The organism is Mycobacterium sp., from assembly GCF_036273375.1.
Lineage (GTDB): Bacteria > Actinomycetota > Actinomycetes > Mycobacteriales > Mycobacteriaceae > Mycobacterium.
The window spans coordinates 1-21038 of sequence record NZ_DASUHS010000149.1; the positions used below are offsets into that span (position 1 = coordinate 1).

The window sequence follows — 21038 nt, forward strand, 5'->3', positions numbered from 1 at the left end:
GATGGAGTCGGCAGTTTTAACACGGTCCTGTCGGACGACATAGCGGTGTCATCTGTCATCTCACGGAAACCCATGGTTAAGGCGCGCGGGCGCGGATCGTAGCCCACACTCACCCCGAGCGCATCTTGCGGTTTTTGGCTAATTCGAGCGGGACGCGATGTCGTGGATTCAGCGGCGGCGCGCTAGATTCGCCGCCGGGCCCCCATAGCCCAATTGGCAGAGGCAGCGGACTTAAAATCCGCCCAGTGTCGGTTCGAGTCCGACTGGGGGCACACAGTTTGTGCTGGTCGTGGGTCTCGGTCAGTCGTTGGGTTGCACTTCCCCCGGCGTAACCCCGGCGGGCGGCGGGGTAGCGGCCGGGCGATCGGCGCGGTAGCTAACTCGGTGCTGAGTGCAGTCAGCCCACAGACGGCGTTTAGGCAACGGTTTCCTATAACCCGTTAGTTCAGGCGGCGCGCCCCGGTGCGGGTTCTGTCGTGCGGAAGTGCGACGATTCGACGCGTGGCGAAGAACAGGCTCTACTACGGCGACACCATTGACGTGCTGGGGCCGTACATAGCTGATGAGTCGGTCGATTTGACCTGCCTGGATCCGCCCGTGAATTCCAATCGCGACTACTCGGTCATCTTCAGCGAGGACAAGGTGAACGACGAGCCGAGCCAGGCGCAGATTCATGCGTTCGAAGACACCTTGCACTGGACTTACGTAACGAGATGACTGTCCACACCAAACGGCTCGCGCTGCTGACCCGGCGCGACCGCATCATGATCATGATCACGGTGATCGCGGCCGTGGCTGCCGGAGTCCTGCACTTCGCCCATGTGAATGCCGTGCTGGCGTTCATCGTGTCCGCGCTTGCGCTGGCCGCGCTGGCATCTTTGGTCGGCCGTTCGGTGGAGGCGCTCGGAGACCGGCTCGGGCCCAATGCGACTGGGATATTGCAGACGGCGCTGGGGAACCTGCCCGAGTTGTTCGTCATCCTGTTTGCACTCAAGGCGGGCCTTTACGGCGTGGTGAAGGCCACCATCGTTGGCTCGATTCTCTCCAATGTCCTGCTGGTTCTCGGGCTGGCATTCGTGGTCGGCGGAATCAAGCACGGCCGCCAGCGCTTCGCCGCGGCCGACGGACGTACCCTCGGGCTGATGTTCACCCTCGCGGTGTTCATTCTCGCCGTTCCCTCGCTCACCGCTGCGATACACACCCCGGCGGAATCGCACGAGCGGGCGGTGTCGGTGGTCGTCTCCATCGTCATGCTTGCGCTGTTCGCACTTTCGCTGCCGGCCACGCTCGGAAACCGGGCCCCTGACCCGGTGATACCCGCTGCGCATGAACCCTCCAGAGCGTCATCTCCCATTGTGGCCAGCCCTGATTCGGCCAAAGCCGCCAGTGCGGCGACAGCACACGGGGAGTGGCCGCTGTCGATGGCCATAGGCATGCTCGCCGTCGCCGGTATCGGCGCGGCCTTCGTGTCGGCGTGGTTCGTCGCCGCCCTGGAGCCGGCGATGCATGCAGCGGGTATCAACGAGGTTTTCGCCGGTCTGGTGATCGTGGCCATCGCCGGCAACGCGGTGGAGAATTTCGTCGGCATTCAGCTGGCCGCCAAGAACCAGATGGACTACGCGGTTCAGGTGATCCTGCAGTCGCCCGTCCAGATCGCGCTCACCATCGCCCCGATCGTCTGCCTGGCGGCGGCATGGCTCGGCCAGCCCGGTTTCGATTTGGCGTTCTCGCCGCTGCTGTTGGCGTCGATGATCATGTCGGCACTGGTCGCGGTATTGGTGACCTTCGACGGCGAGTCGACTTGGTTCGAGGGGGCAGTGCTCATCGCGCTATATGTCGCGATCGCCACGTCGTTCTGGTGGGGATGAGTGTCCCACTGGTCCGACAGTCCTTCGTCATCGCGTATCCCTCCTGGCGAATTCGCACTGAGCCTCGTCAGCAAACCTGATCTGACCCGGGGGTGATGGCGTCCGGTATCTGACGCCAGAACGTCCGAACAGCTTGGGCCGGAACAGGTACAAACGCCGAATAGCACGGACTTAAAATCCGCACATATCGGTTCGAGTCCGACTGGGGGCACCTCGTTTGGCCTGGTAGATGTATTTTCGGGGCGAATGGATCGGCCGCAACGGCAGGGCTCGGGGTGGCCACGCTAATCTCCCCGGCCGCCGCCGTTTCCCTTGCCGTGTCCTTTGCCAGGGCGTTGCACTGCTGGAGCCGAAGGCTGTTGCGGGGGCGGGGGTGGCGGCGACTCGGCGCTATTGAGGGGGACCGGCGCCGGCGTGCTGGTGGTCGCCGGTTCACCGGGTACGTGCGAGGACGACGCATCAAGCGCGAGTGCCAATGGGATGAGGATCAGCACTGCCAAGACCGCCAGGAGGCCCAACACCTTTCTCCTGCGGCTCGTCGTCGACGAGACCAGTGCCGGGAAGAAAGTGTTGGTCGGCGAGCCGGGAAACGGAACTTCCAGCAACTTGGTGACCGGGCGCGGCGGCGGGGCGACCGGCGCTGCGGCGGCCGCGGTACGACGGTGGTGCAGCGCGGCGCGCATCTCCTCTGCGCCAACGAACCGCTGTCGCGGGTCGTGCGCCATCGCGCGTTCGATCATCGTGATCAGGCTGGGTTCGACGTCGGGTCGCAGCCCGGCGAGCTGCGGTGGCCGGCCGTGCAGGATGGCACCGGCGAGCGCCGCCACATTCTCCTGTGGGAACGGGCGATGCCCGGCAAGTGCTTCATAGCCCACCACGCCGACCGCATAAAGGTCATCGGCTACACAAGCAGGTGCACCGGCGAGTCGCTCGGGGCTCAGATAAGCGATGGTGCCGAGAATGTGGCCGGTCAGCGTGTTGGTGGCGTCCGGAGTCTTGGCGATTCCGAAGTCTGCAACTTTCATGATTTCGCCGCCCGCGGTAAGCAGGATGTTTCCAGGCTTGATGTCGCGGTGCAGAATGGCGGCGCGGTGTGCCGCGGTCAGCGCGGCCAGGACGTTGTCGAGCATGGCGTGGACCCGCTCCTGCGACAGTGGACCGTGGCCCACCTCGTCAGCCAGGGTTTCGCCGGGCAACCGCTCCATCACGATGAACGGCCTGCCGTCATGCTCGCCACTGTCGTAGATCGCGACGATATTCGGATGGTTGAGGGCCGCGGCCGCGCGTGCCTCCGCGTCAAATCGGTTCCGCATGCCGCTCTGGGCGCTCACGGCCGGATCCAGCAGCTTGATCGCGATCGGTCGGCGCAGCCGGGTGTCCCAGCCGTCACAAACCTCGGCCATGCCACCATGACCCAGCCTGCCGCGCACCTCATAGCGGCCGGCGAGCAACGCGTGGGTGTCCATTCGCCCTGCTAACTCCGTGCCACTGCGGTCACAATCGTGCCCTCGATTACCCGAACAGCGACGGCTCAAAACGCTCACGCGCCCCACCCAGGCATCGACGGTGCCGGTCCGTTGGTGCTTCGACCGAGCGTCTTTTGCACGTCGTCGACGGTCTGGGCCACCGTGTCTGCCGAGATTTGCAGATCGGAACGAACCGAGCCGGCTTCCATGCGGGCGAATGTGGCAGGGGCAGTAAGTTCGTCGTACCGTTGCGCGACCTGCCACCGCGAAGGAGTAAGCGCCGAAGTGAGCGAAAATCCGCGGGGCGACGGCGTCTCCCGTCAATACGATCAGTGGGAATATCCGCCCCCGGTAACCGATCTCGCGGCGTGGACGACGAACCACTGGGACTGGTTCGACCCCTACTGGGCCCATCGGATGCTGTGGCCCAACCGGGAATACAAAGCGAACTTGGACATCCTCGTTGCGGGATGCGGCACCTTCCAGGCGGCCGTTCTGGCCTACATGAACCGCGGCGCCAAAGTCGTCGCGATCGACGTCAGCCAGTCTGCGCTGAATCACCATCGGCAGCTGAAAGACAAGCACGGCCTGGACAACCTGGAACTGCATCTGCTTCCGATCGAAGAGGTGTCGGCGCTCTCGCGCGACTTCGACCTCATCGTCGCCAGCGGCGTCCTGCACCACATAGCCGAACCGCTTTCCGGGTTGACGGCGCTCGGCCAGTGTCTGCGCCGAGACGGGGTACTGGGCGTCATGCTCTACGCGAAGTACGGCCGGATCGGCGTCGACATGCTCGAATCGGCGTTCCGCGACCTCGGGCTGTCGCAGGACGCCGCGTCGGTGCAACTGGTCGTCCAGGCGATCGCGGCGCTACCGGCCGACCATCCGGTCCGCTCCTACCTGCAGGCTGCGCGGGACCTGATGTCCGAGGGTGCGCTCGTGGACACCTTTTTGCATGCCCGCCAACGCAGCTACACCGTCGACGAATGCCTGAATCTGGTCGACTCGGCCGGACTGGCGTTCCAGGGCTGGATACGTAACGCGCCGTATTACCCGCACGACTTCGTGGCGCCGGCGAGCCAGTTCCAGTCGGTCGTCAACCAGCTGCCCGACACCAAACTGTGGTCGGTGATGGAGCGGCTGCAACCGGCGAACGCCACCCATTTCTTCCTCGCCTGCCGCCCCGAACGCCCGAAAGAGGATTATGCGATCGACTTCTCGGCGGCGGCTTGCTTCGACTACGTCCCGCTACTGCGCACGGCCTGCCTGTTGTCCGGCGAGACGATTCACCTGCCCGGCGCGACGCTGAAGCTCAATCCGGCCCAGCTGCCCTTCGTCCAGCACATCGACGGCCGTCGCACGATCAAAGAGATCATCGATCGCGTGGCGCAGCGCGGCGGTGTCAGAGCGCAAGACGGGGAACGCCTGCAGCAATTCGGGCTGACGCTGTTCCGCTCGCTGTGGCGTCTCGACTTCGTGGCGATGGCGCTGAACACGACGCCACCTGGGTAGCCCGGCACCAGATATCGGTTGCGTCACAACATCTTTGACAGAAATGCGCACCGTCGCCGGCGGCCGTCTCGCGGCGCGGACCAATACTTTGGGCCTGCCGCCGACGACACCGCAAACCGCCATCCATACACTGACCCAGCATGGGCATGCTGTTCGGCCTCGCGCCGTGGATCGTGTATTGGGTACTCGTCGGTAATGTTCCGTTCGCCGCGGCCGTGCTGGTCGCGCTGGCAATCGCCGCCGCCAGCCTGGGCCTGGGGGGCGTGGTGGGCAGGAAGTGGCAGTTCTTTGATTTTGCTTCCGTCGCAGTGCTTTTGGTTCTCGCTGTCTTAGCCTTCAGGCTCAGTGATTCGTTCCTCGAGCGGTGGATCCTGCCGCTGAGCAACGCCGGGATCTTCCTGGTGACGCTGATCGGGGTGCTGGTCGGCAAGCCCTTCGTGGCCGAGTTCGCCGCGGCGGAACAAGCTCCCGACGTCATCAAAACCAAGCTGTTCGGCCGGATCGTCAAGGTCCTCAGTTGGCTATGGGTCGCGACGTTCGCCGGGATGACGGTGTCGTCAGTGATCCCGTCGATCGTGGAAGGCCCCGCCGGCCCCTCCGGCCCCTCCGGGACCACCGCCGCCTTGATGCTCGACACCAAGACCCCGCTGTCGTTTCTGTGCTACTGGATCATTCCTTTTGGGCTGCTGGGGCTCGCGGCGGTCGCGTCGCGACTGCTGCCCGATCGGATGCTGGTCGGAATCGACGACCTCGCGCGGGAAACCTCGTTTGTCGCCTACGACGAAGCAACCATCGATGAGCTCTACTTCCTGGCCACCGAACACGCCAACCGTGAGGCCGGGCCCGGCAAGGAGGCCTACGCCGTCAAGGTCGGCGGGATGGGAACTCCGTTGACCGGAGACGAGTCCCGAAAGTCGTGGCCCTCGACCTACAAGGTGCGCGACAAGCGGCGCTGAACCCCCACCGCGGTTGGGCTACGTTGGTTCTCGGCGGAGCGACCCCGACCTGCCGGAGCGCTCCGCATCCGGGTGGGCACATCGGGAGTGCCCACCGGAGCGGAGAAAGGGAGTCGTGATGAACGCACCCAGCGCAGACGCCATCCGCGCAGAAACGATCACCATCACCGGCCACGGCCGCGACGAGATCGAGGCATACCAGGCCGTGCCGCTCGCGCAGGGCTCGCGGGGCGGCGTCGTGTGGATCCACCACATGCCCGGATACGACCGGGAAACCAAGGAGTTCGTCCGCCGGCTCGCCGTCAGCGGCTACAACGCCGTGGCGCCGAACCTCTACTCGCGGGAAGCCCCGGGCGCCGCGCCCGATGACGCGGCCGCCGCCGCGCGGGCCGCGGGCGGGGTGCCGGACGAACGGTTGGTCGGCGACGTCGCGGGCGCGGTGGAGCACCTGCGCACGTTGGCCGGTGCCAACGGCAACTTCGGTGTCATCGGGCACTGCTCGGGCGGACGGCACGCGTACCTGGCGGCCTGCTCGCTGCCGTTCAATGCGGCGGTGGACTGCTACGGCGCCTTCATCGTCGAGGATCCGCCGGAGGGCATGCCCAAAGCCATGAAGCCGATCCTTGACTTGGCCGGAAACCTCAGCTGTCCGCTGCTGGGCCTGTTCGGACTCGACGACCGGTTCCCGGACCCCGCCGCGGTGGCCACGCTGGACGCCGAGCTCAACAAGCTGAACAAGCCGCACGAGTTCCACTCCTACGAGGGCGCGGGTCACTCGTTCTTCTCTGTCGACCGGCCGGCGTACCGGCCGGAGGCCGCGGTAAACGGCTGGCAGCGCATCGACGAGTTCTTCGCCACCTACCTGAAAGGCTAGGCGCCGGCCATGTGCACCTACCTCACCGAGCATGTCGAGATCGACGGCAGCGGCAAAGGCGCGACGGGATGGTTCGGCGCCAACCGCGCGACGGTGTATGTCGATCACCCTGTCCACGCGCCCTACGGCCACACCGTCAACATCGACGTGATCAATCCGCAGCTCGGCCCGTCGGCGCGGGTAGCCCTGGAATTGACCGAGGAGAGCGCGCTCGCGCTGGCCGACGCCATCCGGAAGGCCATCGGGCACGCACCGGCCGGACTGGCCTCCAAGGATCAGTAGGTCAGCGATGACTGCCGAAACCGACTACCCGCAGATGGCCGCCGCGCGGGGCAGGATCGAACCCGCCCCGCGGCGAGTCCGTGGTTATCTCGGCGATGCCCTGGTCTTTGACACCACCGCCGCCCGGTACGTGTGGGAAGTGCCGTATTACCCGCAGTACTACATCCCGCTCGACGATGTCCGTTCCGAATTCCTGCACGACGAAAACCATTCCCAGAAGGTGCAATTCGGCCCGTCGCGGCTGTACTCCCTGGTCGGCGCCGGCCAGACGCACGAGTCCGCCGCACGGGTATTCGACGCCCACGGCGACGGCCCGCTGGCCGGTACCGTGCGGTTCGAGTGGAATCCGTTGCGCTGGTTCGAAGAAGACGAGCCGATCTACGGTCACCCGCGCAACCCGTATTCGCGCGTCGACGCCCTGCGTTCGCACCGGCACGTCCGAGTCGAACTCGACGGAATTACCTTGGCAGACACCAATTCTCCCGTTTTGCTGTTCGAAACAGGTTTGCCGACAAGGTATTATATCGATCCGACGGATGTCGCCTTCGAGCACCTGGAACCCAGCGCGACGCAGACGCTGTGTCCCTACAAAGGAGTAACGTCAGGGTATTGGTCGGTGCGAGTGGGTGCTCCAGATGAGCAAGTCTTGCGCGAGGACCTGGCGTGGACCTACCACTATCCGCTTCCGTCGGTCGGACAGATTGCCGGTCTCATCGCGTTTTACAACGAGAAACTCGACATCGCCGTCGACGGGGTGAGGTTGGCGCGGCCGCAGACGCAGTTCAGCTAGCGTCGGCGCGCCCGGGCGATGTGATCTATCCCTCGTCTGCCGAAAAACCTGAGAATTCCTTACTTCTGCGCCGATAGCGCCCTCACTTGGGCTGTTAGCGGCGCGAGCGAAATCCGCCGGAAGCGGGTTTGCCTGACTTTCGCTACGGGTAAGCGACTGCGATACAGCGTGATTGAAGTCTGAGCAGAACCTGAGTGCGCGGAGTGACGTAGCTAACGTCGAGCGCTTCGAACTGCGGTGGGGCGATTTTTGGCCAGTAGACTACCGAAAACGAGTCTCGTCAGCGCCTTTCGGTGCTGAAAGCCGGTGAATCCGGAGGCCAATCCGCCGCACACGTATCGGCGGCTTCTCCTCCGCGCCGACAAACACAGCAAAGGCGGTGCCAGCGTGAACGATGTGAACGGCCCTACGGCCGCGCACGACGATCGAGACGGCCGAGTTTTCGAGTTCGACACCACCTCGGTGGTGCGAGTCCCGTTGCACAACGGTCCGATCAGCGATATCGACATCAGCCCCGACGGGCGCCGGCTGGTCGTAGCCAATTGCGGCCGCGACATGGTTTCGGTCATCGACGCCAACACGTGTCGTGTCTCGAGCACCGTCACCGGGCTGGCCGAACCGTTCGCGGTCGCCATGAGCAGAGCCGACTCCAACTATGCCTATGTCAGCACCGCGACCGCCGGCTATGACGCCATCGAAGTCATCGACGTCGTCACGAACTGGCGTATCGCCACGCACAAGCTCACGAACAGTGTGAGCGACCTGGCGGTGAGCCCGGACGGAAAGTATATTTACGCCAGCCGGAACGCGGTTCGCGGCGCCGATGTGACGGTGCTGGACACCACCACCGGTGAGCTCGAGGTCATCGACCTGGCGACCGCGCCGGGAACCACCACCGCATGCGTGCGGATCAGCGTCGACGGACGCCGGCTGTATGTCGGCATGAACGCCCCGACCGGTGGCAGTCTCGCCATGATCGAGACCCGTACGCGATCCGGCAATCGCCGGGTCGGCGGCCGGTCGCGCGTCGTCGGCGTCGTCGATCTCGGTCTGCCCGTCCGCGATGTGGCGCTGAGCAACGACGGCGGCACGGCGTACGTGGCGAGTTGCGATCCGGTCGCGGGCGCGGTGCTCGACGTGGTCGACACCCGGGTCAACAAAATCGTCGGCACCCACAAGGTTCCGGAGGTCACCGGCCCGCTCACGCGGATGACGCTCAGTCGTGACGGCGCGCGGGCCTACCTGGTCAGCGACGACCGCATCACGGTGTTGAGCACCCACCAGCAGGATGTCGTCGGCGAGGTCACGGTGTCCAAGCACCCGTCGTGCGTGGTGGAGAGCCCCGACGGCGGCCATCTCTATGTCGCCGACTACTCCGGTGTGGTCACCGCGGCGCGGATCGCCTCGACGGCACCAACGCAGAACCACCGTGGCGCGAACGACTGGGACCTGTCGGTCGCCGGCTGGCTGCCGGAGCTCTCGGAGTGGGAACCGGTCCTGGCCTAGCCCCCGCCGGAGCGGGTTGGCGCGCGCAGCGATGCACACTCGACTAAAACGTGCTGACACCGAAAGCGACGCCGGCCGAACGGGATCCACATAATCGGGCGCCGACCCGATGGGATGCTGATACTCTCGCCGATTTCAGGCTTAGGGTAAGAGTCGGCCGACGGCACATGAGGTGCCGCGCCGAGACTAAGGCGGTAGATCAGTGGATGGCACGATGCAGGACTTTCCGTTGACCGTCACCGCGATAATGCGCCATGGCTGCACGGTGCACGGGGCACGGACCGTCACCACCGCTACCGGGGATGGCTACCGGCGCACGACCTACCGCGAGCTGGGCCAGCAGGCCGCGCAATTGGCGAATGGCTTGCGCCGGCTCGGCGTCACGGGTGATCAGCGCGTGGGCACCTTCATGTGGAACAACGCTGAGCACCTCACCGCATACCTTGCGTTGCCGTCGATGGGTGCCGTGCTGCACACCCTCAACATTCGCCTGTTCCCCGAGCAGATCGCCTTCGTCGCCAACGAGGCCGAAGACCAGGTGGTGCTGGTCGACGCCGCACTGGTCAAATTGCTCGCACCCGTGCTGCCCGACCTCAAGACCGTGCACACCGTAATCGTGGTCGGCGACGACACCGAGTCGCTGCAGGGGTCGGGTAAGACCGTGCTGCGCTACGCCGACGTCCTCGACGGCGAGTCCACGGAGTTCGACTGGCCACACATCGACGAGCACTCCGCGGCCGCGATGTGCTACACCAGCGGCACCACCGGCAACCCGAAAGGCGTTGTCTACAGCCACCGTTCGAGCTTTCTGCACACCATGGGTGCGTGTACCACCAACGGGATCGGCGTCGGGTCCACCGACAGCGTGCTGCCCGTCGTGCCGATGTTCCACGCCAACGCCTGGGGGCTGCCGTACGCGGCGTTGATGGCCGGCGCCGACTTGGTGTTGCCCGATAGCCACCTCGATCCTCCGTCGGTGGTCCGGATGGTCGAGGACTTGAAGCCCACCGTGACCGGCGCGGTGCCGACCATCTGGAACGGGGTCCTGCACCACCTCGAGGACGACCCCGACCACGACATGTCCTCGCTGCGGTTGGTCGTCTGCGGCGGCTCGGCCGTCCCGATCTCGCTGATGCGCACCTTCGAGGAAAAGCACGACGTACAGATCCGGCAGCTCTGGGGTATGACGGAGACCTCGCCGCTGGCGACCATGGCGTGGCCCCCGCCGGGTACCAGTGAGGACCAGCACTGGGCCTTCCGCGGGACTCAGGGCCAGCCGGTCTGCGGGGTGGAGATGCGCATCGTCGACGACGAGGGACAGGTGCTGCCCAACGACGGCAACGCCGTCGGTGAGGTCGAAGTCCGCGGACCGTGGATCGCAGGCGCGTACTACCTGGGCCGCGACGAATCGAAGTTCGACTCCGGCTGGCTACGCACCGGCGACGTGGGCCGCATCGACGAGCGAGGATTCGTCACCCTGACCGACCGCGCCAAGGACGTCATCAAATCCGGTGGGGAATGGATCTCCTCGGTCGAGTTGGAGAACCTCTTGATCGGCCACCCGGATGTGGTGGAGGCCGCCGTCGTCGGTGTTCCCGACGAGCGCTGGGAGGAACGGCCGCTCGCGGTGATCGTGGCCAAAGAGGGCGCATCGGTGACCGCCGACCAGTTGCGAACCTTCCTCGCCGACAAGGTTGTTCGATGGTGGCTGCCCGAACGGTGGACCTTCATCGACGAGATTCCGCGCACCAGTGTCGGCAAGTACGACAAGAAAACCATTCGGTCGCGATACGCCGAAGACGAATACCAGGTGGTCGAGGCGCGCTGAGCTGAAAGGCTTTACACCAGTGGCACATTCGCTCGTCGTCGACCAATCCCTGATCGCCCCGGTCGCGGTCCAGGACGCTTTCCACCGGACGCTGCCGGTCCCGCTCCCGACACTTTTTCACCGCTGGTACGGCCCGTTCCCGCCGATCAAGGAGGTGCGCGGGCAGACCGGCGCCTGGGACGCGGCGGGCCAAACGCGCGTCGTGCACCTGGCCGGCGGTGCCAGCATGCGCGAGGAACTGACCAGTGTCGACCCGCCACGGTCGTTCGGCTACCGGCTCTCCGAGGTCACCGGCCCGATGGCGCTGCTGGTCGACCACGTCATCGGCGAATGGATCTTCGCCCCGGCCGCTGGCGGCACCGAGATCACCTGGCGCTGGGACATCCGCCCGCGCTCGGCGCTGACGGCCTGGGCGCTGCCGGTCCTGGGCAGGATGTGGAAGAGCTACGCCCGCCGGGCGCTGCGCGATCTGTCGGCCTTGCTGACGGGCTGACCCTCGACCGCTAGCGTGGACAGCCATGTGCCGACTGTTTGGCCTGCACGCCGGGACGCACGCGTGCACCGCAACGTTCTGGCTGCTGGATGCGCCGGACAGCCTGGCCAAACAGAGCAGAAGGAATCCGGACGGCACCGGCCTGGGTGTCTTTGACGAGCACGCCCTGCCGCACCTGTACAAGGAGCCGATAGCGGCCTGGCAGGACGCCAAATTCGCGACCGAGGCGCACCGGATGACCGGCACGACCGTCATCGCCCATGTCCGCTACGCGACCACCGGGTCGCTCGACATCCGCAACACCCACCCGTTTTTGCAGGACGGGCGGATCTTCGCGCACAACGGCGTCCTCGAGGGATTGGACGTCATCGACGAGAGGCTGCGTGAGGTCGGCACCGACGATTTGGTGTTGGGCGACACCGACTCCGAGCGGGTCTTCGCGTTGATCACCGCCTCGATCCGGGCGCGCGACGGCGACATCACCGCCGGCCTCATTGACGCCATGCGATGGCTCGCCGAGCACGCTCCGATCTATGCGGTCAACGTGCTGCTGAGCACGGCCACCGACATGTGGGCGCTGCGCTACCCGCAAACCCACGAGCTCTACGTGCTGGACCGATCCGACGGTGCAGCCTCGGGCGAGCCCGAATTCGACTTGCACACCTTGCGAATCCACGCCCGCTCGGAGCATCTGTGCACCCGGCCGTCGGTCGTGTTCGCTACCGAACGGATGGACGGCGACACCCGGTGGCGCCTGCTCGAGCCGGGGGAGCTGATTCACGTCGACGCCAGGCTGCAGGTCACCCGCGATCTGATACTGCCCGACCCGCCCAAGCACCTGCTGCGCCGCGAGGATCTCAGCGTGCCGGTGGAGGACTCGCAGCACGCGCTGCCGAGCACCCGGCGGTCGGCCTGACGCCGTTTGGCAGAGTTGGTGAGCGTGACGAACAAACGCGCCCTGGTGTTGGCCGGTGGAGGGATAGCGGGAATCGCCTGGGAGACAGGTGTTCTGCGTGGCATCGCCGACGAGTCGCCGGTGGTGGCCCGGCTGTTGGCCGAGTCGGACGTGCTGGTCGGGACATCGGCGGGGTCGGCCGTCGCCGCCCAGTTGAGCAGCGGCCACACCCTGGACGAGCTGTTCGACCGGCAGGTCGCCGAGTCGTCCGCCGAGATCGATTCCGGGGTCGACGTCGAGACCATCACCGAGCTGTTCCTGACTGCCCTGGGTGAGCCGTATGAAACGACGCTGGACAAAACCCGGCAACAGATGCAGCGCATCGGTGCTGTTGCGCTGGCCACCGAGACCGTTCCCGCGCCGGTGCGCCGCGACGTCATCGCGCGCCGCTTGCCGTCGCACCACTGGCCGGACCGGGCGCTGCGGCTCACCGCGATCGACGTCGCAACCGGCGAATTGACCGTGTTCGACCGCGCCTGGCGCGTCGACCTGGTCGATGCCGTCGCGGCCAGCTGCGCGGTGCCGGGGGCGTGGCCGCCGGTGACGATCGCGGGCCGCCACTACATGGACGGCGGGGTCGCCAGTTCGGTCAACCTCGTGGTGGCCGCCGACTGCGCGACGGCGGTGGTGCTGGTGCCCTCGGGCGTCGATGCGCCGTCGCCGTTCGGTGCCGGGCCGGCCGCCGAGGTCTCCACGTTTCCGGGCGCGGCTTTCGCCGTCTTCGCCGACGCCGAGTCGCTGGCCGCCTTCGGGCCCAACCCGCTGGACCCCGGCTGTCGCATCCCGTCTGCCCTGGCCGGACGCGAGCAGGGCCGCCGCGAAGCCGCGGCCATCGCCCGCTTCCTGGGGGTGTGACAGCGCTTGGCGCCACAAACGATTTGAGCGCCGCTCAGAGCTCGGTCGCGGGTGGGAAATCCGGGTCGTCCTCGGCTTCCAGGGCGTCCAGCGCCTCGTCCGCCAGCGCGCGGCCGGCGGCAATCACCTCCACCGCCCGGTGGAATTCCAGGGCCCGGCAGGTCGACCGGGGGACCTCAATGTGCAGGTCGGGTGGGTAGACGGCCAGCGTGTGGCGCGCCAGCGCGGCCTGGGCGATGTCGATGGTCCGGTTCATCACTTCGAAGCTGCCCAGTTTCGGCACGTCGGTTCCCACACCGGGCAGTTCGGCGGCGGCGTCCCCGGTCGCGGGCTGCTCGTCGTCCGGGGTGTCCGACCAGCCGTCCGATTCGCCGGCCGGCCCGCCCAATCTGCTCAGCACCGCCCGCGCGGTCGGCCGATCGAGCAGCGAACGGGCGGCTGTTGTGTCGAGCAGTGCGGAGGTGCTGCGCACCATGCGGGTCAACCATTCGACGGTGGCCCCCGGCTCCGGTTCGCGGTTGGTGATCGCCTCGCTGCCCGACAGGCTCACCGCGATGGTCAGGTCGGCATTGACCGCGGCGAGCGGAGCCATCGGCAGCGGATCCAGGATGCCCCCGTCGGCGAGCAGCCGCCCGTCGACCGCGTGCGGTGCGATCACCCCGGGGATGGCGATGGACGCCCGGATCGCCTCGTCGAGGGGGCCGCGCTGAAACCACACCGACTTGCCCGTCAGCAGGTCGGTCGCCACCGCGGTGTAGGGGATGGGCAGTTCTTCGATGGCGACCGGGCCCAGGATGTCGCGCACCGCGTCCAAGATCTTGCCGGCCCGCATCACACCGGCCGCGCTGATGGACGGGTCCAGCAGCCGCAGGATGGTGCGCTGGGTCAGCGACTTCGCCCATTCGGCGAACTCGTCGAGCCGCCCGGCCGCCTGCAGCCCGCCGACCAGCGCACCCATCGACGAGCCGGAGAGGCCGACGATGTCGTAGCCGCGCGCCGCAAGGGCCTCGATCACCCCGATGTGGGCGTAGCCGCGGGCGCCACCGCTGCCGAGCGCGAGTGCCACCCGGGTCGGTTCTGATCGACGCGGAATTTCGTCAGGCACCCCTCCATTTTGCGCGGCGGAGGTTCGTCAGCGGGCGGCGCGGGCACTTTTTATCAGCCGTGATCCCAATTGCGCGGTTGCGAAGAATCCCGAGGCGCGGCGCTAGCCGCATTCGTTGCTCGCGGCCGCCCGGGCGGCGACGATCACGGCGGCCTGCCGGGCCGGCGTCAACGTCGACCAGGGCGCGTTCCAGCTGCCCGCGGTGCCCGACGGGGACGCCTGAATCATCGACAGATACGGCTCGAACAGCGACGCACCGGACTTGGGCTGCGCGTCCATCCACTCGTGCGCGGCGTGACAGGCCTGGTAGTACTCCTCTTCGGTCGAGTCCGCGGGGACGTCGACCCTGGTCGTCACACCGGCGGGGGACAGTCCGACGGAGCCCGGCGGCGCCGAAGCCGGGCCATTGGGAATGCCGGATTGGCGCGCCGATGGGGACGACGGCGCACCGTTGTGGGCACCGTGCGAGCACCCCGTGACCGCCAGCACGGCGGCCGCGGCGACAACCGCGCACCATCGCCGGGACCGATCACCGCTGAAGCGCACGGTCCCAATCTATGCAACACTGGCGGCCGTGATGGAGCGCTTCGGATTTTGCGAGTGTTGTCGGCCGTAACACGCCGCCGCTTGTCCAATCCGTTTTCGCGTGAAAGTTCCCACTGTGACTTTGCCCCTTGCCGGGCCTGCGCCCGTCGCCACCGCGGTTCCCCCGCGCCCGCGAGCCGTCTCCGCCCCGTCCTCCGGTCCCACCCGGCTGCGAGTGCCCGACCTGCTCTACGCCACCGACCAGGCCGCCGACGACGTGCTCAGCGGGCGCTGCGACCACCTGTTACCCGAGGGCGGCATACCCGAGTCGCGGCGCTGGTTCACCCGCATCCACGGCGACGAGGAACTCGACGTCTGGCTGATCAGCTGGGTGCCCGGCCAGGCCACCGAGCTGCACGACCACGGTGGTTCGCTGGGTGCGTTGACCGTCATTTCCGGATCGCTGAACGAATACCGTTGGGATGGTAAAGCTTTGCGTCGCCGGCGGCTCGACGCCGGCGATCAGGCCGGATTTCCGTTGGGCTGGGTGCACGACGTGGTCTGGGCACCGCGGCCGGTCACGGTGCCCGTTTCCCTGCCGGTCGCGGGGGCGGCTGGCGTCGCCGCCGCGCAAGTGCAGCCGACCCTGAGCGTGCATGCCTACTCGCCGCCCCTGACGGCGATGTCGTACTACGGGATCACCGACCGCAAGACGTTGCGCCGCGAACGCACCGAACTGACCGACCAGCCGGAAGGATCGCTATGAGCCGCATCGACGTCGTCTTGAGATCCGCACGGCGCCGATATCGCCGCCTGCCTGCCGTCGAAGTGCCCGACGCGCTGCGGCGCGGCGCGGTGCTGGTCGACATCCGGCCGCAGGCCCAGCGCTTTCGCGAGGGTGAGGTGCCTTGCGCGCTGGTGATCGAACGCAACGTGCTGGAGTGGCGCTGCGATCCCACCAGCGAGGCCAAGCTGCCCGAGGCCGTCGGCGACGACGTCGAATGGGTGATCCTGTGTTCGGAGGGCTACACGTCCAGCCTGGCGGCCGCCGCGCTGCTGGACATCGGCCTGCACCGTGCCACCGACGTCATCGGCGGCTATCACGCGCTGGCCGGCGCCGGCGTGCTGCGCGAGCTGGCCGGGGGCCGGGCCGATCCGGTGTTCGCGGACACCGGCGGCGCCGCCCGCCGCTGGATCTAAGTCGTCTCGTCGGAGTGCAGCAGCGGACGCAATTTAGCGGTCTTGTCCGGCGTCCAGCCGGGCGGTGGCAAGACGGCCGCCCAGCCGTCGGCGACGTCGGCGACGTAGCGGTGGCCATGCCCGTCGGGTACGTCCACCGCCACGGCCATGTCGGCCGAAACCTGTAGGAATGTGACGACCGGAATCCAGCGCGTCTGGGGCAGCACGTCATAACCGCGCGGTTCGCTCAGCCAGTCGGGCTTGCTGAACAACAGGTCCGGCGTCCACCAGGCGATCGGATCCGACGCGTGCTGCAAATAGACCACCCGCGGGTGATCCCACGGCGCGTTGGGGCGTGTCAAATCCTTTGCGCGAGCAACGAATCGGACATACCGACCGTCCTGGTAGATCGGTAACCACTCCGGCGATCCGGCATCACGCGTCGACGTCAAATCGGTCCAGATGGTGTTTTGGAACGTCGGCCCGCTGAACAGGGCACCGTCGGTGCGGGCCAGCACATTGTTCAGGCTCATGAATGGCGCCTCGCCGCCGAACGAGCCCAGGCTTTCACCGAATACGACGAGTTTAGGGCGCTGGGCCTCGGGCATCTGGCGAATCAGCTTGTCGACGGCCTCGAAGAGCGCTTGTCCGGCGTGCCGGGCGTTCTCCTTGTCCACCAGGAACGACAGCCAGCTCGGCAGGAACGAATACTGCATGCTCACGATCGCCGTGTTGCCGTCGTACATGTATTCCAGCGCCGAGGCTTCCGCCTCGTTGATCCAGCCGGTACCGGTGGAGGTGCCCACCGCGACGACGGGGCGCTGCAATCCGCCGGCGCGCTGCAGCTCACGAGCGGCGAGTTCGGCGGTCGCGGTGATGCCGTCGGCGGAGTTCAGCCCGGCGTACGCTCGGATCGGCTCCGTCGCCGGCGCTCCGTTGAACTTGGTCAGATCGTCGACCCTGGGACCGCCTTCGACGAAGATACGCCCCTGGTGGCCAAGGGATTCCCACGACACCAGCGACTCGGGACCACCGGAGCGCAGCGGGGTCTTCGGTGGCGCGCTATCGGGGTTCATCTCCTCGTTGGCCGAGGCGAAGGTGTCGTTCATGGTGCGCATGGCGAACTTCAGCACGACACCGTTGAGCACGGCGACGGTCAGGACCACCAAGGTGATGACCACGATGGTTGCCGAGAGCCGAAACGGGACGAACCGGTCCACCTGACCCACCAGAAAGCGGACCAGCCAGCGGACGAACTGGCCTATTTCGACCACCGTGAACAGCACGACCAGAGACAAGACTCCCGACAGCGGATAGTCATACCAATTCAAATGTGCGACGCCCATCAGGTCGCGCACGTCGTCTTGCCACACGTGGAACCAGATCGCCATGAGTACCTGGCCCACCACGCCGATCGGGATCAGCACCTTCCATGCCCAGCGTGGCGGCGGCGGGCTGTGATCCTTTTCGCGCATGAACCGCACCAGCCAGACCGAGAAGACCCCCAGCCCATAGCCGATGGCGCCGGAGAGCCCGCTGACCAGCCCCTGGAACGAGGGGCCGCGCGGCAGCAACGAGGGAGTCAGCGAAAGCCAGATGAAGATCACGCCGACCGTGGTGCCGGTGAACGTGTAATGCCGCACCCACCAAGGCTTTTCGGTCCACGGCAGGGTGGGCGCCGCGCGCCCGAACCGTGGTGCGGGTGCCGGCTGCGGTGCGACGCCCGGCTCGGCCGGCGCGGCCTCCTCGACGTCGTCCGCCGGGGGGTGATCTGCCTCGGTGTGTGTCGCGGAAGTCGGTTCGCTCATCCAAACGTCCTAGCGGTGGGTGAAGTTCGGCGGGCGCTTCTCGACGAAGGCCGCCATCCCTTCGGACTGATCCTCGGTCGCGAAAGTCGAGTGGAACAGCCTGCGCTCGTACAGAAGTCCCTCGGCCAGCGTGGACTCGAACGCGCGGTTGACGGCCTCCTTGGCCATCCTGGTCGCCGACCGCGACATCTGCGAAATGGTGGTCGCGACGGCTTTGGCCTCGGTCAGCAGGTCGTCGCCGGGCACCACTCGCGAGACCAGACCGCTTCGTTCGGCTTCTTCGGCGCCGATGGTCCGGCCGGTCAGGATGAGGTCCATGGCCTTGGCCTTACCGATGGCGCGAGTCAGCCGCTGCGAGCCGCCCATGCCGGGCAGCACACCGAGTTTGATCTCGGGCTGGCCGAATTTCGCTGTGTCGGCGGCGATCAGCACATCGCACATCATGGCGAGCTCGCAACCGCCACCTAGTGCGTGTCCGGCCACCGCGGCGATCGTCGGGGTGCGGACCGCGGCGAGCTTGCTCCAAGGCGCGAAGAAGTCGGCGCCGAAGGCATCGGCGAACGTCAGCTCCGCCATCTCCTTGATGTCGGCGCCGGCGGCGAACGCCTTGGCCGAGCCGGTGATGATGATCGCCCCGATGCCGGGATCATCATCGAAATCCGCTGCCGCGCAGGTGACTTCGTTCATCACCTGAGTGTTCAGCGCGTTGAGCGCCTTCGGCCGGTTCAGGGTGATGATGCCGACACGCTCTTCGCGCTCGACGAGGATGGTCTCGTAATCTGTCTCTGTCATCCAAACCGCCTTTCTAGAAGCTCAAGTCGTCGTCGACCGGGGTGAAATACGCCTCGACGTCGGCCGCGGTGACTGCGGGCAGCTGCGCCGGTGACCATTTCGGATCGCGATCTTTGTCGATCAGCTGCGCGCGAATGCCCTCCACCAGATCGTGCGAGCGCAACGATGCCGAGGACACCCGATAGTCCTGCAGCAGAACGTCTTTCAGTGTTTCGAATTTGGCGGCGCGGCGCACCGCCTCCAGGGTCACCGACAGCGCGATCGGGGAGCGGGTGGCGATCAAGTTGGCGGCATCGTTGGCCGGGCCGGCTTCGTGCCCGCGCAGCGCGGCGAGGATGTCCTCAACGGTGTCGCCGGCAAAGCACTCGTCTATCCACTTGCGTTGCGCGGCAAGCTCACTGGGCGGTGGTTCGACGGCGTACTTGTCGAGTGCCGTGTCGACGCCGTCGGTGACCACCGCACGGCGGAGCGCCTCGACATCCCCGTGCGGTACGTAGTGGTCGGCAAAACCCATGGCAATGGCGTCGGCTCCGGAGAACGGTGCCCCGGTCAACGCGGAATGCAGACCCAGCCCGCCGGGAGCCCGAGACAGCAGATAGACGCCGCCGACGTCGGGGATGAAGCCGATGCCGACCTCGGGCATGGCGATCTTGGAGGTATCGGTGACCACCCGGGTGTTCGCGTGCGCGCTGACACCGACGCCACCACCCATCACGATGCCGTCCATCACCGCCACATACGGCTTGGGGAACTCGGCGATCTGCGCGTTGAGCAGATACTCGTCGCGCCAGAAGCGTCGCGCCTCGACCCCGTCCTTGCGCGCGCTGTGGTAGATCGAGACCACGTCCCCGCCGGCACACAGTCCGCGTTCGCCGGCGCCGGAGAGCACGACCGCGCGCACCGCGTCGTCGTCCGCCCAGCCGGTGAGAATGGCGGTCAGCGCGTCAACCATCTGCTGATTCAGCGAATTGATGGCCTTGGGCCGGTTGAGCGTGATCAAGCCGACGCTTCCCTCGACTCCGGTCAGAACCTCATCGGATTCGTCGGTCACGCCCTCGCCTCCCATCGCCGGTCCAGCCCCGAGGAAGAAATCTAGATCGTCACGACAGGCGCGGTACCCGCGGGTAAGGGTTATCTTTAACGCGACGACAACGGCGGAGGCTATCTACACCCGAAAATGCCCAGGTCCGCTGGGAACCAGGGTGCAACGCCGATCGTTGAGATTGTGTTCGCACAGCTCGAAGCCAATTAGAGAGGATCCGACGGTGCGGGAGACAAGCAACCCGGTATTTCGTTCGCTGCCTAAGCAGAGGGGCGGATACGCACAATTCGGCACGTCCGCGCCTCCGACGCAGGGCTATGGTGCCGACCCCTACGCGGCTCCCTACCAGGCCCCGTACCAGGAGGCCAAAGCTTCGCGTCCGCTGACCATCGACGACGTCGTCACCAAGACCGGCATCACGCTGGCCGTGTTGGCGATCTCCGCCGTGGTCTCCTACTTCCTGGTCGCCCGCGATGTGGCGCTGGCTATGCCGCTGGCCCTGGTCGGCGGGCTGGGCGGCCTGGCCCTGGTGCTGGTGGCCACCTTCGGCCGCAAGCAGGACAACCCGGGCATCGTGCTGGGCTACGCCGTGCTCGAGGGCCTGGTCCTGGGCGCCATCTCGTTCGTCTTCGCCAACTTCTCGGTGTCGCACGCCAACGCCGGGGCGCTGATCGGTGAGGCGGTGCTGGGCACCTTCGGGGTGTTCTTCGGCATGCTCGTCGTCTACAAGACCGGGGCCATCCGGGTGACGCCCAAGTTCACCCGCATGCTGGTCGCCGCGATGTTCGGCGTGCTGGCCCTGATGCTCGGCAACTTCGTGTTGGCGATGTTCCACGTCAACGGCGGCACCGGCCTGGGCCTGCGCAGCGGTGGCACCTTGGCGATCATCTTCTCGCTGGTGTGCATCGCGATCGCGGCGTTCAGCTTCCTGATCGACTTCGATGCGGCCGACCAGATGGTCCGCGCCGGCGCGCCGGAGAAGGCGGCATGGGGCATCGCGCTGGGCCTGACCGTCACGCTGGTCTGGCTGTACATCGAGATCCTGCGTCTGCTGAGTTATCTGCAGAACGACTAGCTCTGCCACAGAGAAAAACCGGCACGCCCTCTGGCGTGCCGGTTTTTTCGTGTCCTGCGCGGTGCCACCGTTGAGCGTGCGCTGACGGCGTTGAGTGTGCGCTGACGGCGGGCTCATTCGGCGTGTC

General features: G+C 66.6%; 21 protein-coding genes and 1 tRNA gene. 16 read left to right on the top strand and 6 right to left on the bottom strand.

The window, feature by feature from the left end:
* Positions 1 to 198: 198 nt before the first annotated feature.
* From VFW69_RS14255 to cax, 3 genes are all read left to right on the top strand, one after another.
* Positions 199 to 272: transfer RNA gene (locus VFW69_RS14255), tRNA-Leu, on the top strand.
* A gap of 229 nt (positions 273 to 501) precedes the next feature.
* A complete protein-coding gene (locus VFW69_RS14260; protein WP_526502167.1) occupies positions 502 to 717 on the top strand; it encodes a hypothetical protein in 216 nt (71 codons plus the stop codon).
* A complete protein-coding gene (gene cax / locus VFW69_RS14265; protein WP_526502168.1) occupies positions 714 to 1868 on the top strand; it encodes a calcium/proton exchanger in 1155 nt (384 codons plus the stop codon). Before VFW69_RS14260 ends, cax begins: the two co-directional genes overlap by 4 nt.
* A 284-nt stretch (positions 1869 to 2152) precedes the next feature.
* Here cax and VFW69_RS14270 read toward each other — a convergent pair whose 3' ends face one another.
* Positions 2153 to 3334, bottom strand: coding sequence for a serine/threonine-protein kinase (locus tag VFW69_RS14270; RefSeq protein WP_526502169.1), 1182 nt, complete (start codon positions 3332 to 3334; stop codon positions 2153 to 2155).
* A gap of 285 nt (positions 3335 to 3619) precedes the next feature.
* On the opposite strand from VFW69_RS14270, the gene VFW69_RS14275 reads away from it, so the two are divergent.
* The 10 genes from VFW69_RS14275 (at position 3620) to VFW69_RS14320 (ending at position 13385) form a co-directional block, all read left to right on the top strand.
* Positions 3620 to 4846, top strand: coding sequence for a methyltransferase (locus tag VFW69_RS14275; RefSeq protein ID WP_526502170.1), 1227 nt, complete (start codon positions 3620 to 3622; stop codon positions 4844 to 4846).
* A gap of 140 nt (positions 4847 to 4986) precedes the next feature.
* Complete coding sequence (locus tag VFW69_RS14280; protein WP_526502171.1) at positions 4987 to 5802, top strand: hypothetical protein; 816 nt, start codon at positions 4987 to 4989, stop codon at positions 5800 to 5802.
* A 118-nt stretch (positions 5803 to 5920) separates the two neighbouring features.
* Positions 5921 to 6676: a dienelactone hydrolase family protein gene (locus tag VFW69_RS14285; protein WP_526502172.1), complete on the top strand. Its 756-nt coding sequence runs from the start codon at positions 5921 to 5923 to the stop codon at positions 6674 to 6676.
* A 9-nt stretch (positions 6677 to 6685) separates the two neighbouring features.
* Positions 6686 to 6958 (top strand): DUF6295 family protein, encoded by a 273-nt coding sequence (locus VFW69_RS14290; protein ID WP_065054221.1) that lies wholly within the window; start codon positions 6686 to 6688, stop codon positions 6956 to 6958.
* A gap of 7 nt (positions 6959 to 6965) precedes the next feature.
* Positions 6966 to 7748 carry a DUF427 domain-containing protein gene (locus VFW69_RS14295; RefSeq protein WP_526502173.1) on the top strand — a complete coding sequence of 261 codons (783 nt, stop codon included), beginning with the start codon at positions 6966 to 6968 and terminating at the stop codon, positions 7746 to 7748.
* 387 nt (positions 7749 to 8135) lie between these two features.
* Positions 8136 to 9254 (top strand): WD40 repeat domain-containing protein, encoded by a 1119-nt coding sequence (locus VFW69_RS14300; protein WP_526502174.1) that lies wholly within the window; start codon positions 8136 to 8138, stop codon positions 9252 to 9254.
* A gap of 202 nt (positions 9255 to 9456) precedes the next feature.
* Positions 9457 to 11082 carry a long-chain fatty acid--CoA ligase gene (locus VFW69_RS14305; RefSeq protein ID WP_526502175.1) on the top strand — a complete coding sequence of 542 codons (1626 nt, stop codon included), beginning with the start codon at positions 9457 to 9459 and terminating at the stop codon, positions 11080 to 11082.
* Positions 11083 to 11101: 19 nt separating this feature from the next.
* Entirely contained in the window at positions 11102 to 11575 is a 474-nt protein-coding gene (locus VFW69_RS14310) for an SRPBCC family protein (protein WP_526502176.1), read from the top strand.
* A gap of 25 nt (positions 11576 to 11600) precedes the next feature.
* A complete protein-coding gene (locus tag VFW69_RS14315; protein WP_526502177.1) occupies positions 11601 to 12491 on the top strand; it encodes a class II glutamine amidotransferase in 891 nt (296 codons plus the stop codon).
* A gap of 24 nt (positions 12492 to 12515) precedes the next feature.
* A complete protein-coding gene (locus tag VFW69_RS14320; protein WP_526502178.1) occupies positions 12516 to 13385 on the top strand; it encodes a patatin-like phospholipase family protein in 870 nt (289 codons plus the stop codon).
* A gap of 34 nt (positions 13386 to 13419) precedes the next feature.
* On the opposite strand, the gene VFW69_RS14325 is transcribed toward VFW69_RS14320, so the two are convergent.
* Positions 13420 to 14490: a patatin-like phospholipase family protein gene (locus VFW69_RS14325; RefSeq protein ID WP_526502179.1), complete on the bottom strand. Its 1071-nt coding sequence runs from the start codon at positions 14488 to 14490 to the stop codon at positions 13420 to 13422.
* 102 nt (positions 14491 to 14592) lie between these two features.
* Positions 14593 to 15036, bottom strand: a complete 444-nt coding sequence (gene lpqV, locus VFW69_RS14330; RefSeq protein WP_526502180.1) for a lipoprotein LpqV — start codon at positions 15034 to 15036, stop codon at positions 14593 to 14595.
* Positions 15037 to 15157: 121 nt separating this feature from the next.
* On the opposite strand from lpqV, the gene VFW69_RS14335 reads away from it, so the two are divergent.
* Positions 15158 to 15781: a cysteine dioxygenase gene (locus tag VFW69_RS14335; protein WP_526502192.1), complete on the top strand. Its 624-nt coding sequence runs from the start codon at positions 15158 to 15160 to the stop codon at positions 15779 to 15781.
* Positions 15778 to 16215: a rhodanese-like domain-containing protein gene (locus VFW69_RS14340; RefSeq protein WP_526502181.1), complete on the top strand. Its 438-nt coding sequence runs from the start codon at positions 15778 to 15780 to the stop codon at positions 16213 to 16215. The genes VFW69_RS14335 and VFW69_RS14340 overlap by 4 nt, the downstream gene beginning before the upstream one ends.
* Here the strand turns inward: VFW69_RS14340 and VFW69_RS14345 are convergent.
* From VFW69_RS14345 to VFW69_RS14355, 3 genes are read right to left on the bottom strand one after another with little or no spacing between them, the layout of a single operon-like run.
* Positions 16212 to 18002 (bottom strand): alpha/beta hydrolase, encoded by a 1791-nt coding sequence (locus VFW69_RS14345; RefSeq protein WP_526502182.1) that lies wholly within the window; start codon positions 18000 to 18002, stop codon positions 16212 to 16214. The genes VFW69_RS14340 and VFW69_RS14345 overlap by 4 nt on opposite strands.
* 9 nt (positions 18003 to 18011) lie before the next feature.
* Positions 18012 to 18794, bottom strand: a complete 783-nt coding sequence (locus tag VFW69_RS14350) for an enoyl-CoA hydratase (RefSeq protein WP_526502183.1) — start codon at positions 18792 to 18794, stop codon at positions 18012 to 18014.
* Between the two features lie 13 nt (positions 18795 to 18807).
* Positions 18808 to 19845 carry a 3-hydroxyisobutyryl-CoA hydrolase gene (locus VFW69_RS14355; RefSeq protein ID WP_526502184.1) on the bottom strand — a complete coding sequence of 346 codons (1038 nt, stop codon included), beginning with the start codon at positions 19843 to 19845 and terminating at the stop codon, positions 18808 to 18810.
* A gap of 214 nt (positions 19846 to 20059) precedes the next feature.
* On the opposite strand from VFW69_RS14355, the gene VFW69_RS14360 reads away from it, so the two are divergent.
* On the top strand, positions 20060 to 20911 hold the full coding sequence (locus VFW69_RS14360) for a Bax inhibitor-1/YccA family protein (RefSeq protein WP_526502185.1): 852 nt from the start codon (positions 20060 to 20062) through the stop codon (positions 20909 to 20911).
* Positions 20912 to 21038 lie beyond the last annotated feature (127 nt).

Coding starts and splice junctions, on each gene's coding strand:
- cax (WP_526502168.1), top strand. CDS start 714: ATGACTGTCCACACCAAACGGCTCGCGCTGCTGACCCGGCGCGACCGC.
- VFW69_RS14270 (WP_526502169.1), bottom strand. CDS start 3,334: ATGGACACCCACGCGTTGCTCGCCGGCCGCTATGAGGTGCGCGGCAGG.
- VFW69_RS14280 (WP_526502171.1), top strand. CDS start 4,987: ATGGGCATGCTGTTCGGCCTCGCGCCGTGGATCGTGTATTGGGTACTC.
- VFW69_RS14285 (WP_526502172.1), top strand. CDS start 5,921: ATGAACGCACCCAGCGCAGACGCCATCCGCGCAGAAACGATCACCATC.
- VFW69_RS14290 (WP_065054221.1), top strand. CDS start 6,686: ATGTGCACCTACCTCACCGAGCATGTCGAGATCGACGGCAGCGGCAAA.
- VFW69_RS14295 (WP_526502173.1), top strand. CDS start 6,966: ATGACTGCCGAAACCGACTACCCGCAGATGGCCGCCGCGCGGGGCAGG.
- VFW69_RS14315 (WP_526502177.1), top strand. CDS start 11,601: ATGTGCCGACTGTTTGGCCTGCACGCCGGGACGCACGCGTGCACCGCA.
- VFW69_RS14340 (WP_526502181.1), top strand. CDS start 15,778: ATGAGCCGCATCGACGTCGTCTTGAGATCCGCACGGCGCCGATATCGC.
- VFW69_RS14345 (WP_526502182.1), bottom strand. CDS start 18,002: ATGAGCGAACCGACTTCCGCGACACACACCGAGGCAGATCACCCCCCG.
- VFW69_RS14350 (WP_526502183.1), bottom strand. CDS start 18,794: ATGACAGAGACAGATTACGAGACCATCCTCGTCGAGCGCGAAGAGCGT.